General features: G+C 69.4%; 10 protein-coding genes. 3 read left to right on the forward strand and 7 right to left on the reverse strand.

All coding sequences use genetic code 11. The annotated features are described in order from the left end of the window. Positions 1-238, forward strand: a 238-nt coding sequence (locus IMZ29_RS06905; protein ID WP_216182061.1) for a (2Fe-2S)-binding protein, incomplete at its 5' end; no start/stop codon positions are given. A gap of 19 nt (positions 239-257) precedes the next feature. Here the strand turns inward: IMZ29_RS06905 and IMZ29_RS06910 are convergent. The 5 genes from IMZ29_RS06910 to kdpA form a co-directional block, all read right to left on the reverse strand. Further along, positions 258-980, reverse strand: a complete 723-nt coding sequence (locus tag IMZ29_RS06910; RefSeq protein ID WP_216182063.1) for a response regulator — start codon at positions 978-980, stop codon at positions 258-260. After that, a complete protein-coding gene (locus tag IMZ29_RS06915; protein WP_216182065.1) occupies positions 977-3,676 on the reverse strand; it encodes an ATP-binding protein in 2,700 nt (899 codons plus the stop codon). Before IMZ29_RS06915 ends, IMZ29_RS06910 begins: the two co-directional genes overlap by 4 nt. A gap of 131 nt (positions 3,677-3,807) precedes the next feature. Beyond that, positions 3,808-4,404 carry a potassium-transporting ATPase subunit KdpC gene (kdpC, locus tag IMZ29_RS06920; RefSeq protein WP_216182067.1) on the reverse strand — a complete coding sequence of 199 codons (597 nt, stop codon included), beginning with the start codon at positions 4,402-4,404 and terminating at the stop codon, positions 3,808-3,810. 51 nt (positions 4,405-4,455) lie between these two features. Beyond that, positions 4,456-6,474 (reverse strand): potassium-transporting ATPase subunit KdpB, encoded by a 2,019-nt coding sequence (gene kdpB, locus IMZ29_RS06925; protein WP_216182069.1) that lies wholly within the window; start codon positions 6,472-6,474, stop codon positions 4,456-4,458. 10 nt (positions 6,475-6,484) lie between these two features. Next, positions 6,485-8,182: a potassium-transporting ATPase subunit KdpA gene (gene kdpA / locus IMZ29_RS06930; protein ID WP_216182071.1), complete on the reverse strand. Its 1,698-nt coding sequence runs from the start codon at positions 8,180-8,182 to the stop codon at positions 6,485-6,487. 227 nt (positions 8,183-8,409) lie between these two features. Between kdpA and olsF the strand changes: the two genes are divergently transcribed. After that, positions 8,410-10,134: a bifunctional ornithine lipid synthase OlsF gene (gene olsF, locus IMZ29_RS06935; protein ID WP_216182073.1), complete on the forward strand. Its 1,725-nt coding sequence runs from the start codon at positions 8,410-8,412 to the stop codon at positions 10,132-10,134. A 19-nt stretch (positions 10,135-10,153) separates the two neighbouring features. On the opposite strand, the gene IMZ29_RS06940 is transcribed toward olsF, so the two are convergent. Further along, positions 10,154-10,813, reverse strand: coding sequence for an NUDIX hydrolase (locus IMZ29_RS06940; protein WP_371820147.1), 660 nt, complete (start codon positions 10,811-10,813; stop codon positions 10,154-10,156). A gap of 171 nt (positions 10,814-10,984) precedes the next feature. Between IMZ29_RS06940 and IMZ29_RS06945 the strand changes: the two genes are divergently transcribed. Further along, complete coding sequence (locus tag IMZ29_RS06945) at positions 10,985-11,722, forward strand: sulfite exporter TauE/SafE family protein (RefSeq protein ID WP_216182075.1); 738 nt, start codon at positions 10,985-10,987, stop codon at positions 11,720-11,722. A 15-nt stretch (positions 11,723-11,737) separates the two neighbouring features. On the opposite strand, the gene IMZ29_RS06950 is transcribed toward IMZ29_RS06945, so the two are convergent. Next, positions 11,738-12,643, reverse strand: a complete 906-nt coding sequence (locus tag IMZ29_RS06950) for a LysR substrate-binding domain-containing protein (protein ID WP_216182077.1) — start codon at positions 12,641-12,643, stop codon at positions 11,738-11,740. Between the last annotated feature and the right edge of the window lie 30 nt (positions 12,644-12,673).

A 12,673-nucleotide genomic window follows, 5' to 3' on the forward strand; every position in this document is an offset into this window, starting at 1 on the left:
CGACGGCGCCCCGGCACCCGCGAGCGTGACCGCGCTGCTGGCAGGCCGCAGCGCGCCGGCAGTTCGCGCGCGCATCGTCTGCGCCTGCCGCAGCGTGACGGACGTAGCGATCCAGGCGGGGATCGACACGGGCCTGGACCTGGACGGGCTCAGGCGCGAACTGGGCTGTGGTACGGGATGCGGCTCGTGTGTGCCGGAGCTCAGACGGCGACTCGCGGTCGCCACGGTTGCCGCCTGAGGGGCGACAGCGCCGAGGATCAATCTTCGGACGCCGGCTCTCGCGCGATGAGTCGGAGCCCTACGCCCGGCTCGGTCAGGATGTAGCGCGGGGCCGAGGCGTCGTCGCCCAGCTTATGACGCAGCTTGCCCACGAGCACCCGCAGATAATGCGTATCCGCATCGTGCGACGGACCCCAGAGTTCTCGCAAGAGCTGAGTCTGCGTCACGAGGCGGCCGGGTTGACGCACCAGCAGCGCCAGCAAGGCGTACTCTTTGCGCGTGAGCGTCACCACGTGGCCATCGAGGCGCACCTGGCGCAGCGCGAGATCCACCCGCAGGCAGCCATCGTCGAACACCGGGCCGCCCGCCTCGCGCGAGACGCCGGCCCGCAGGCAGACTCGGATGCGCGCCATGAGCTCATCCAGGCCAAAGGGCTTAGTCACGTAGTCGTTCGCGCCCGCGTCCAGCAGACGCACCTTCTCTTCCTCACCCGCTCGCACCGTCAGCACGATCACCGGAATGTCGGACCACCCGCGCAACTCGGTGAGCACGTCATGCCCGTCCTCGTCCGGCAGGCCCAGATCCAGGATGACGAGTTCAGCGCCCTGGCTGGCCAGTACGGCAAGCCCGTCCCGGCCGCTGCCCGCGAGCCGCGTGGCGTAGCCCTGCGCGCGCAGGCTGATGTCGAGGAACTTGCGGATGTGCGGCTCGTCATCGATGACCAGGATGCGCGGGGCGCGAGCGGCAGGCGGCGTGATCATGCGCCAGAATCTCCAGGCGGGGCGTCAGCACCCCAGGGCAGGATCAGCCGGATGGTGGTGCCCCGGCCGTGCGGCCCGGGCAGTGCCTCGACACGGCCCAGGTGGGCGCCGATGATGCCCTGCACGATCGTGAGCCCGAGGCCCGTGCCGTGCCGGCCACGATCGCCGCGCTCCACACTGTAGAACATGTCGAAGACCCGGTGACGCTCGGCAGCGGGAATCCCCGGCCCGCCGTCCATGACGTCGATGCCAAGCTCGCCGTCGGCCGTGCGTCCGACGCGCACCTGGATCGGTTCGCCCGGCGGCGCGAACTTCGCCGCATTCTCCATGACATTGAAGAGCGCCTGCTCGATCAGCGCAGGATGCACGTGGATGAGGGGCAGGCCCGGCGCGATGTCATGCACGATGCGCACCTGCGGCTCGTAGCGCTGCAGCCGCCGCGACGCCGACCCTACCAGCTCGTCGACACCGATCCAGTCGCGCGCAAGTGCCAAGCCCTCGTGGCCGAGCCGGGTCATGTCCAGGAGATTCTGGATGTAGCGATCCAGTCGCTCGCCATCGAGCCTGATCATGCTGAGAAGGCTCTCACGATCTTCCGGACTCATCGCATCGCCATAGCGCGCCAGGCTGTCGGCCGACCCGATCATGGCAGCCAGGGGTGAGCGCAAATCGTGCGACACGGAAGACAGCAGCGCCGAGCGCAGGCGTTCGGTCTCGGCCGTCACGCGCGTGGTTTCGAGCTCAGCGACCAGGCGCGCGCGTACTGCCGCCTGCCCGATATCCTCGACCATGCCTTGCACCAACCTTTCGTGCTCGTAGAGCGGCGGCGCAGCCTCGGGGGGCAGACGCAGGCCAACGACGCCGACCGTATCCGGCGCCACACGCACGGGCAGGAACCACCAGGGCGACTGCGTGAGCGTGTCGGTGAAGCGTCCGCTCGGCTGGCCATGCCGCGCAGTCCAGTCCGCCGCGCGCTGGTCCTTGTCGGTCAAGGTGACGGTGAGTGGTGCCGCGGCGCTGGCGCCATGCACACGGATACACACGTCGGCCTTGAGCGTGCTGCGCAGCGCCTGCACGCCTGCTGTCAGCACCTGGCCGAGATCGGCCGCCTGCGCGAGCTGACGGCCGAGTGCCTGCAAGGCACTGGCGTGCGCGTTGGCCGCCCGCAAGGCCACCACCTGCTGGCGTAGTCTTGCGGCAAGGCGGCCAGCGATGAGCGCCGCGGCAAGGAACAGCAAGACGGTGGCAAGCCCCTGCGTGGCGCCGATGCGCAGCGTGAAACGCGGCTCGATGAAGAAGTAGTCGTAGGCGAGAAAGCAGAGCACCGCGGTGGCCACGGCGGCCGACATGCGGGTGCGCGAGGCCACCAGGACGACCGCGACAAGGAAGATCGGGGACACGTCGGCCAGGTCGAGCCAACGTTCCCCCAGCACGGCGGCCAAGCCTGCACCCACGCTGGCCGCGCCGATGTGCCAGAGATCGCGAAGTCGCAGCCAACCTGCTCCGAGCGAGGGCCAACGCCGGCTTCGCAGGCGAGCCTGCGGCGTGCTCACGATGGTGAGCTCGTAGCGAGATCCCTGCTGCAGCATTTGCTGCGTGAGGGTGCGATTGAACGCCCGCGCGATCGGCCGATTGCGCGTGCGTCCGATCACGATGGCGCGCGCCCCGCGTGCCTCGGCCGCATCGAGCAGCCCTCGAACCACGTCAGTGTCATGCACGACGACCGTCTGCCCGCCCAGACTGCGTGCCAGGGCGAAGGCCGCATCGATCTCGCGTTGCGGCGGCTGCGTCTGGGCACCATCGATAGACGCCTCGGGCCGGGCGCTGTCCATCGGGCCGCGCTGCACCGTGACCACCGACCATGATGCGCCGCGCCGCTCGGCCATGCGCGCACCGGCGCGAACGAGGTACGAAGACTGCCCCTGACCATCCACTGCAATCAATACATGGTGCCGCAACGGGACGCGCTCCAGCCCAAGCACCGTCCGGGTCTCCTGCAGATCCGCGTCGACATGGCTCGCCACCGTCTGCATGGCGAGCTCGCGCAGGGCGGCAAGATTCGAGGGCGAGAAGAACGCCTGAAGGGCATGCGCTGCCTGCTCGGGCAAGTACACCTTGCCGGCCTTCAAGCGCTCGATGAGATCGCTCGCCGGCAGATCGACCAGCCGGATGTCCCGCAAGCGCGCGAACATCGCATCTGGCACCGTCTCGGTCACGCGAATGCCGGTGATCTGATGCACGATGTCGTTCAGGCTTTCGAGATGCTGGACGTTGACGGTCGTGTACACGTCGATGCCCGCATCGAGCAGCTCCAGCACGTCCTGCCATCGGCGCTCATGGCGGCTGCCAGGCACATTGCGATGCGCGAGCTCGTCGACCAGCGCCACGGCAGGACGCCGAGCCAGCAGACCATCCAGATCCAGATCCTGCAGAGATTGCCCGCGGTGCACCGTGGTGCGGCGCTGCTGCACAGCCAGGCCATCGGCCATCGCCTGGGTTTCGCTGCGGCCGTGCGTTTCCACGATGCCGATGACGACATCCACGCCCTGCCGCTGGAGCTCGCGTGCGCGCGCCAGCATGGCGTAGGTCTTGCCCACGCCTGGTGCGGCGCCCAGGAACACCGTCAGGCGTCCTGCATCCTGGCGCGCCAGCGCGCGCATCAGGACGTCTGCGTGTTCAGTCTGCTCGGCGGCCATGCCTGCTCACTCCTGGTGAAGCGGCGTCGCCGGGCGAGCTCGCACCGGCGCTGGACACGATACCTGAACCGCCCCGCAACGGCACGCGTCCCATGCTCGCCACGGACCCGTGCCAGGCAGACCGGGCTCATTCATGGATGCGGCCGCCCGGCCGGGCTGGCTTCCAGCGCCAGGTTCAGCGCCAGCACGTTCACCCGCGCCTCGCCCAGCACACCCAGCGAGGGCGGCTCGGTCTGCGCATCGACCACACGTTGCACCTGGGCCGGCGTCATCCCGCGCGCGGCGGCCACGCGCACCACCTGAATGCGGGCCGCAGCCGGGCTGATGTGCGGATCGGTGCCCGAGCCCGACTGCGTGAGCAGATCGGCCGGCACGTCAGCCGGATCGACGCGCTCGCGCTGCGCGATCTGCGCACGCGTGGCCTCGATGCGCTCGGCCAGGGCCGGATGGCTGCGCGCCTGGTTGCTGCCCGCGAGCGCCATGGGGTCATAGCCGGCTGCCGAGGGTCGCGGTTGGAAATAGCGGTCGGCCGCAAAGGGCTGCGCGACAAGCATCGAGCCCACCGCCCGCCCCTCGTGCATGAGGATCGATCCATTGGCCGCAGCATGGAAGGCGACCTGGCCCAGGCCCACGCCCGCGAGCGGGTACAACAGGCCCGCCCCGGTGAGGGCCAGCCCCGCGAAGCCGAGCGCCGCGCGCCACAGGCCCGAGTGACTCCTCGCAGGCATGGGGGTGCCGGTGGCAGACCCGAAAGACGATGACGACATCATGCAATACCCCTACAACGAGACAAGGAAGAACGACAGGACCAGATCGATGGCCTTGATGCCGATGAAAGGCAGCAGGATGCCGCCCGCGCCATAGACCAGCAGGTTGTGACGCAGCAGGCGCGTGGCCCCGGCCGCGCGCACGCGCACCCCGCGCAATGCGAGGGGGATCAGCATCGGGATCACCAGCGCATTGAAGATGAGTGCCGAGATCACCGCGGTGGCCGGCGTGGCGAGCTGCATCACGTTGAACGCGGCGAGCGCGGGAATCGCACTGGCAAAGAGCGCTGGCAGGATGGCGAAGTACTTCGAGACGTCGTTGGCGAGCGAGAAGGTCGTCAACGCGCCACGCGTGATGAGCTGCTGCTTGCCGATTTCGACCACCGCCAGGAGCTTGGTGGGATCGCTGTCCAGATCCACCATGTTGCCGGCTTCTCGCGCGGCCTGCGTGCCGGCATTCATCGCCAGCCCCACGTCGGCCTGCGCCAGCGCTGGCGCGTCGTTGGTGCCGTCACCCACCATCGCCACGAGCCGCCCCGAGGCTTGCTCTGCGCGAATGCGGGCGAGCTTGTCCTCTGGGCGTGCCTCGGCCACGTAGTCGTCCACGCCCGCTTGCGCAGCGATGCTCGCGGCGGTGAGCGGATTGTCCCCCGTCACCATGACCGTGCGCACGCCCATCGCCCGCAGCCGGGCAAAGCGCTCCGTGATGCCGGGTTTGACGACATCCGCCAGCGCGATCACGCCCAGCACGACGCTGCCATCGCTCACGACCAGGGGCGTGGCCCCCTCGCGCGCCACCCCATCCACATGGCCCTGCACATCGGTGGGCACGATCCCGCCCAGGCGCTCGACGTGGCGCACGACCGCGTCCAGCGCGCCTTTGCGCAGGCAGCGGCCATCTGGCAAGTCCACGCCGGAGAGCCGTGTCTGCGCCGAGAACGGCACCAGCGTGGCGTGCGGATCGGCAGCGCCCATCGCCCCCTGGGCCTGCGCGAGCTTGACGATGGACTTGCCCTCCGGGGTCGGGTCGCCAAGCGAGGCGAGCAGTGCCGCGTCGCGCAAGCGCGTGGCCGATACACGGCTGAGCGGCAGGAAGGCCGTCGCCTGCCGATCACCATAGGTGATCGTGCCGGTCTTGTCCAGCAGCAGAACGTCGATATCGCCCGCCACCTCGACCGCCTTGCCGGATTTGGCGAGCACGTTGGCCCGCAGCGCACGGTTCATGCCGGCGATGCCGATCGCGGGCAGCAGCCCGCCGATCGTCGTGGGGATGAGGCACACCAGCAAGGCCACGAGCAGCACGAGATCCGGCTCCACGCCCACCGCACTGCCGATCAGTGGCAGTGTCACGACAACGATGAGGAACGTGATCGTCATCGTGCCAAGCAAGATGCCGAGCGCCACCTCGTTGGGCGTCTTCTGGCGATTCGCGCCCTCGACCAGTCCGATCATGCGATCCAGAAAGCTGTCGCCGGCCTCGGCCGTCACACGTACGACAATGCTGTCCGAGAGCACCTGCGTGCCACCGATCACGCCGGATCGGTCCGTGCCCGCCTCGCGCAGCACGGGTGCGGACTCGCCCGTCACGGCCGCCTCGTTCACGCTGGCCATGCCCTCGATGACTTCGCCATCGGCAGGAACAGCTTCGCCGGCGTTCACGCGCACCAGATCGCCAGCCCGCAGCTCGGTGGCCGGCATGCGCGTGCCCTGGCCGCTGGCATCGAGCCGGCAGGCCACGAGATCCTCGCGGGCTCGGCGCAGGGCCGCGGCCTGGCCGCGACCGCGGGATTCCGCCATCGCTTCGGCAACATTGCCGAACAGCACAGTGAGAAAGAGAATGGCCGTCACGGCCGCCCCGAACCCTGCAGGGGCCTTGCCCGCCAGTGTGGCAGCGGCGGTGACGAGCGTGCCTGCCCACACGACGCCCATGACGGGGTTGCGCAGCATGTGATTCGGCGCGAGCTTGCGTAGCGCCTCCAGGAGAATACGCACGGCACTGTGCGCGCCGGCAGAAGATGGCTGGGTCGTCATGGCAGCGCCCTCAATGAATCGACAAGGTCAGATGCTCGGCGATCGGCCCGAGCACGAGTACCGGCAGGAACTGCAGCAGCGTCAGGATCGCGATGACCGCCACGACCATGAGTGCGAAGGTCGGCGTCTCTACGCGCAGGCTGCCCACGCTCTCGGGCACTGCGCGCTTGCCCGCAAGCATTGCAGCGATCGCGAGCGGAATCAGCAGCGCGGGATACCGCCCGAGCATGAGGGCCAGCGTGGCCGTGAGGTTCCACCAGGGCGTGCCATCGGCCAGCCCTTCCATGCCGGAGCCGTTGTTGGCGAACGCCGATACGTACTCGTAGAACACCTGGCTCACGCCGTGAAAGCCGGGGTTCGACGTGCCTGCCACGCCAGGGATCGTGAGCGCGGCCGCGGTCAGTCCCAGCAGCACGAGGGGCTGCAGCAGGACCAGCACCGCGAGCAGCCGCACCTCGGGCGCTTCGATGCGGCGGCCAAAGAGCTCAGGCGTGCGGCCGGTCATGAGCCCGGCGAGAAAGACGCTCAGCAGCAGATACACGAGGAATTGCTGCAGGCCGCAGCCGATCCCGCCCCAGATCGCGTTGATGAGCATGTTCGTGATGGCGACCAGGCCCGTGAGCGGCGCCACGGAATCCATCATCGCGTTGACCGAGCCGTTCGAAGTCTGGGTGGTGAGTGCTGCCCAGAGCGCCGACGCCGGCGCGCCGAGGCGGACTTCCTTGCCTTCGGCCAGCATCGCCGCGGCCGTCGGGCTCGCGCCAGGTGCGGTCTCGCTCCACATCGCCAGGCCGGCCGATGCGACCGACATCGTGAGCATGGTGCCCAGCACCAGCAGCGTGAATCGCGGTCTGCCGGTAAATCGGCCAAGCATGAAGACGAGGCTCACCGGGATCAGCACGATGGCCAGCGTCTCCAGCAGGTTCGAGATTGGCGTGGGATTCTCCAACGCGACGGTGCTGTTGGGGCCGTACCAGCCGCCGCCGTTCGTGCCGAGCTGCTTGACGGCCACCATCGGCGCCACCGGGCCCGGCGGAATTGTCTGTTCGACCATGCCCGCCGTCGCATCCAGCGGTGTGGCCGCAGGCCCGCCCGAGAATGTCGCCGGCACGCCCTGGCTGGTGAGCACCACCGAGAACGCCAGGCACAGCGGCATCAGGAATCGCAGGGTCGGGCGGATCACGTCCGCCCAGTAGTTGCCGAGCGCCACGGGGACATCCTGCGCGCCAGCCCCACGCATGCCCGTCAACCCGCGCAGCGTTGCCACGAGAACGGCCAGGCCCATCATGGGCGTGACCATCTGCAGCGTCACCACGCCCAGCATCTGCGAAAGGTAGGACAATTGTGCCTGCCCGGCGTAATGCTGCTGGTTGGTGTTCGTGAGGAACGACACCATCGTGTGCAGCGCGAGATCCCAGCGCAGGTTCGACGCGCCATTCGGGTTGAGCGGCAGCGAGCCCTGGGTCATGAAGAGCAGGAGCACGACGACGCCCAGCACGAGGTTGCTGAGCAGGAATGCCGCCGCGTAGGTCCGCCAGCCCATGGACTGGCGCGGGTCCGTCCCCAACACGGCATAGAGCCGACGTTCGATCGGCAGGAAGAGCGCATCCCCACGCATCGGCCCGCCTGCCATCACCGCCGCCAGGTAACGTCCCAGCGGCCATCCAAGCCCCAGCGCAAGGGCCAGGACAATGCCAGCTTCCATCATGATCGGTATCCAGATCGCATCGGCGCCGGACACGCTCAGACCGGCCCGGCACGCCGCCCGCGGAGTGCGTCGGCTGACACGAAGTATCTGTCCGACGGCCGTAAAGTCTCCATTCACGCGAGGCCCGAGCGCGTCAATTCTGCGTAAACCGCCACCGTCGCGTTCACGCTCCTGCAACACACAAGGCCTAGCGTTCGCACCATCTCCACTACCGCAGGTTGGCGTCGATGGGTACGTTGCAGGCACAGGTCGAGTCGCGTTTTGCGCATTGGTTCGAAGGTCGGCGCGCCCAGCTCGCCCGGCCGCTGTTCCGGGGGCTGTCGAAGGTGGCACGGCTCGATGCCATCGACGCCTTTCTCGCCGAGCACGCGCACCTGCGCGGCCTGGCCTTCGTGGAGGCCGCCCTGGAGCATCTGGATTGTCGGTACCTTGTGGACCAGGTCGAGCGACAACGCATTCCCGAGACGGGACGCGTCGTGATCGCGGCCAACCACCCCATGGGCGGCATCGATGCGCTCGCCCTGCTCGCCTGCGTGGGCAGCGTGCGTCGCGACGTGCGCATCGTGGCCAACGACATCCTGGGCTGGCTGGGCGGCCTGGCCGATCTGCTCATCCCGATTCCCGTGCTCGAAGGCCGAGCCTCGGCCACGCAACTCGCCGCGGTGCGCGACACGCTGGAGGCGGATGGCGCGGTCATCGTGTTTCCCGCGGGCGAGGTGTCCCGCTGGGACTGGCGCGGCGTGCGTGACGGCAGCTGGCGGCCGGGCTTCGTGCGCATGGCCCAGGCCGCGCAGGCGCCGATCCTTCCGGTGCGCATCGAAGGACGCAATTCGGCGCTCTTCTACGGCGCCTCGGCGCTGTACCGGCCGCTCAGCACCACGCTACTGCCGCGTGAGCTCTTCGCCCGCCGCGGCACCCGGGTGATGCTGCGCGTAGCCGACCCGGTGGATTCGACGGCGCTGCTCGCGCAGATGGGGCGCGACCGACGCGCGGCGAGCGAGGCGGTGCGGCGAGCCGTCGATACGCTCGCCCGGCCGCAGCCCGTGTGGCAGGCACCGCGCGCCGTCGTCCATCGCACCAACCTGCGCGCCCTGCGTGCCGACCTGGACAGCCTCCCGCTGCTGGGTGAGACCGCGGACGGCAAGCGTATCCATGCCGGCCCGCTCGCCACCGACGCGCCCTTGCTGCGCGAGATCGCCCGGCTGCGCGAGCTGAGCTTTCGCCAGGCGGGTGAAGGCACCGGCAGACGGATGGACACCGACCCCTACGACAGCTGGTACGAGCACATCGTGCTATGGGATGCTGCCGCGGGCGAGATCGCTGGCGCCTACCGCGCGGCGTCGGGCGCGCGCGTGCTGGCCGAACGCGGGCTGGCAGGCCTCTACAGCGCGAGCCTCTTCGCCTTTGATCCCGCGTTGCTCGAGATGGTGCATGCGGGGGTGGAACTCGGCCGCAGCTTCGTGGCACCGGCCTATCAGGGCGGGCGCAGTCTCGATTCGCTGTGGTACGGCATCGGTGCGTGGCTGCGTCAGCATCCCCAAGCCCGCTATCTCTTCGGGCCGGTCTCGATCAGCCCGGCGCTGCCGCGCGAGGCGCGCGAATGGATGGTGGGCTACTACAGCCGCTACTTTGGCGAGCCGCGAGAGCTTGCACGCTCTCCGCACCCCTTCCAGTTCTCCGGCGTGCCGCCCGCCTTCGGCGAGCTCGATGCGGAGGCCGCGCGCCTCGTGCTGCAAAGCGAGTTGCAGCGCCTGGGCACGCGCATTCCAGCGCTCTACAAACAATATGTCGACTTCTGCGAACCCGGCGGCGTGAGCTTTCTCGGCTTTGGCACCGACCCTGCCTTCGCCGGCACCGTCGATGGGCTGATCCGCGTGGACCTTGCCCGGGTCAAGCCGGCCAAGCGCGCCCGCTACCTGACGCCGCGCGGCATGGGCGATCTCGCCGCATGAACCGACCGACTGAACGCCGTCAGCGCCAGGCAAAGGCCGGTTGATCGAAGTGCGCCACGCGGGTGGCACGGCCTGCAAGACACACTTCGCGAAACTGGTACAGGACGGCAGCGGTGGGCGCGGCGATCCAGCTGTTGCCCACAGGCATGCGCAGCACGGGCTGCCCGGGCAGCTCGCCCGGATCCAGCCGCGGCGAATCCTCGCGCTCGAATTCGCTCACCGAAATGCGATGCAGGCTGGCGACTTCGCCGGGGTTGGGGGCAATCCCGCGCGCCGCGCCGGCCCACACCACCACAGGCGTGATGACAAAACCCGAGCGCGTGACGTAATCGTCCAGCAAGCCAAGGATGTCAGGCGGGGCGAGCCGTAGGCCCACTTCCTCGTCGAGCTCGCGCAAGGCGGCCGCTTGGGCGCTCTCGGCATCATCCACGCGCCCGCCGGGCAATGCCCACTGACCCGCATGATGACGCAGACTGCCAGCCCGCCGCGTGAGGATCAGCGCCGGGTCGCACTGCCAGGCGTCGAACATCGGCATGCCCGGCAGATCGGCCCCGTGCCCTGTCTGGGTCACGGCCACGGCCACGGCCGCCGCACGCTGCTCGCCAGGCGCCGCGGCGAGGCGGGTGAAGCCTGCCAGTCGCTTGCGAATCTGCTCGCGCAGGAGGTCGTCACAGATCACGGGGGGCCACGTCCTTCCTCGATTGCGCCCTCGACACGGGGCGTGCAAGGCATCATACCGGGTGGGCGCGGCGCCGGTCCGGCCTGCGCCAGCCCCCGGGGAATCCGGCTGGACCGCATCCCAGCGGGCACGCCACAATCCCTGCACGTCCTGCCCGCCGGAGCCTCGCTCGTGGATACCGCTACCCTCCTCCTCATCGCCAGCCTCGTGTTTCTCGCCGCCGGCCTGGTCAAGGGTGTCATCGGCCTGGGCATGCCCACCGTGGCCATGGGCCTGCTCACGCTCGTGATGCCGCCCGCGGCCGCAGCCAACCTGCTGCTCATGCCCACGATCATCACGAATCTCTGGCAGCTGATGCCGCTCGCCACGTTCCGGCCGCTGCTCCGACGGCTGGCGGGCCTGATCGTCGGGCTCTTCGTCGGGGCCACCTTCAATGGCCTGCCGAGCCTGGGCGACACGGACCGCAGCGCCGAGGCCGCCCTCGGCATCATTCTGGTTGTCTACGGGCTCTGGGCGCTCGTCGCGCGGCGGTTGCCGCCGCCGGGCCGGCATGAAGTCTGGCTCTCGCCCATCGTGGGCTACCTCACGGGCGCCATCACGGCCGCCACTGGCATCTTCGTGGTGCCCTTGGTGCCCTACCTCCAATCGCTCGGGCTGGAGAAGGACCGCATGGTGCAGGCCATGGGCATCGCGTTCTGCGCGGCCACGCTCGCGCTCATGGCGGGCCTGGGCACCGGCGGCGTGCTGGATGCCTCGCGCATCGGCAGCTCGCTCGTGTATCTCGTCCCCGCCATCCTGGGCATGTGGGTCGGGCAGCACATCCGCCGTCGCGTGAGCGAAAGCACGTTCAAGCGTGGCTTTTTCGTGGCGCTGATCCTGCTCGGTCTCTACATGATGCGTCAGGCCTGATCACGCCCATCCGCTTCATGCGGTGGCGTCGCCCTCACCAGCGGGCGCGAGCGCGTCCGCCAGCGCCCGGGTGAGCGGCGGCAACGCCGCGAAATCCCGCGCGCACGCGATCAGCCAGCGCTGCGCCCAGGGCTCCGCAAGCGTGAGCGCCTCCACCGGCCAGGCAGCCTGCGCGCGCACGGCGGCCGTGCGGGGCAGCACCGCCAGCCCGATGCCGGCTGCCACCATGCGCGACACGGCATCGAAGCTGCCCAGACGCACGCGATAGGCCAGGCGACGTCCCGCCTTGGCCGCCTGCGCGTCGATGTGTGCCTGCAAAGGGTTGTCGCGCTCCAGGCCGACGAGATCGGCATCGACGATGTCCGCGAGCGACGCCTCCCCCTGGCCTGCCAGGCGGTGCCTTCGCGGCACCAGCACCTGCAGTGCGTCTTCGCGCACGGATCGGCAGGCGAGCCCCGCCAGATCGGCCGAACTCGCGAGCAGGCCGAGATCGGCCTGACCTTCACGTACCGCCCGCACGATGTCTACGCTGGCCCGCGTCTCGACGTCGAGCGACACGCCAGGTTGCTCGCGCAGGAAGGCGCCCAGCGCTTCGGGCAGGTACTCGGCCATGGCAGCCGCATTGCAGAGCAGCCGCACGTGCGTGCGCAAGCCCTGCGCGTGGGCGCTCAATTCGCCCACCATGTGCTCGGCCTGCCGCAGGATGACCCGCGCGTGACGCAGCAGCGTGTGCCCGGCTTCGGTCGCGCGCACGCCGCGCCGGTCTCGCAGCAGCAGCGGCGCGCCCAGCGCCGCCTCCATCGCGAGCACGCGATCGCTTGCGGATTGCGCCGCGAGGTGGCTGCGCGCCGCCCCGCCGGCAATGCTGCCAGCATCGCAGATGTTCACGAAAAGACGCAGGTCGACGAGATCGAATCGCATCCCGTCATGCTAACCCGCCGTGAGCCACGC

This window comes from Verticiella alkaliphila (assembly GCF_018904615.1).
GTDB classification, from domain to species: Bacteria; Pseudomonadota; Gammaproteobacteria; order Burkholderiales; family Burkholderiaceae_B; genus Verticiella; species Verticiella alkaliphila.

What these genes read in the sequence shown, in the direction of transcription:
- olsF (WP_216182073.1), top strand. Translation starts at nt 8,410, where the DNA reads ATGGGTACGTTGCAGGCACAGGTCGAGTCGCGTTTTGCGCATTGGTTC.
- kdpA (WP_216182071.1), bottom strand. Translation starts at nt 8,182, where the DNA reads ATGATGGAAGCTGGCATTGTCCTGGCCCTTGCGCTGGGGCTTGGATGG.
- IMZ29_RS06915 (WP_216182065.1), bottom strand. Translation starts at nt 3,676, where the DNA reads ATGGCCGCCGAGCAGACTGAACACGCAGACGTCCTGATGCGCGCGCTG.
- IMZ29_RS06950 (WP_216182077.1), bottom strand. Translation starts at nt 12,643, where the DNA reads ATGCGATTCGATCTCGTCGACCTGCGTCTTTTCGTGAACATCTGCGAT.
- IMZ29_RS06910 (WP_216182063.1), bottom strand. Translation starts at nt 980, where the DNA reads ATGATCACGCCGCCTGCCGCTCGCGCCCCGCGCATCCTGGTCATCGAT.
- kdpC (WP_216182067.1), bottom strand. Translation starts at nt 4,404, where the DNA reads ATGCCTGCGAGGAGTCACTCGGGCCTGTGGCGCGCGGCGCTCGGCTTC.
- kdpB (WP_216182069.1), bottom strand. Translation starts at nt 6,474, where the DNA reads ATGACGACCCAGCCATCTTCTGCCGGCGCGCACAGTGCCGTGCGTATT.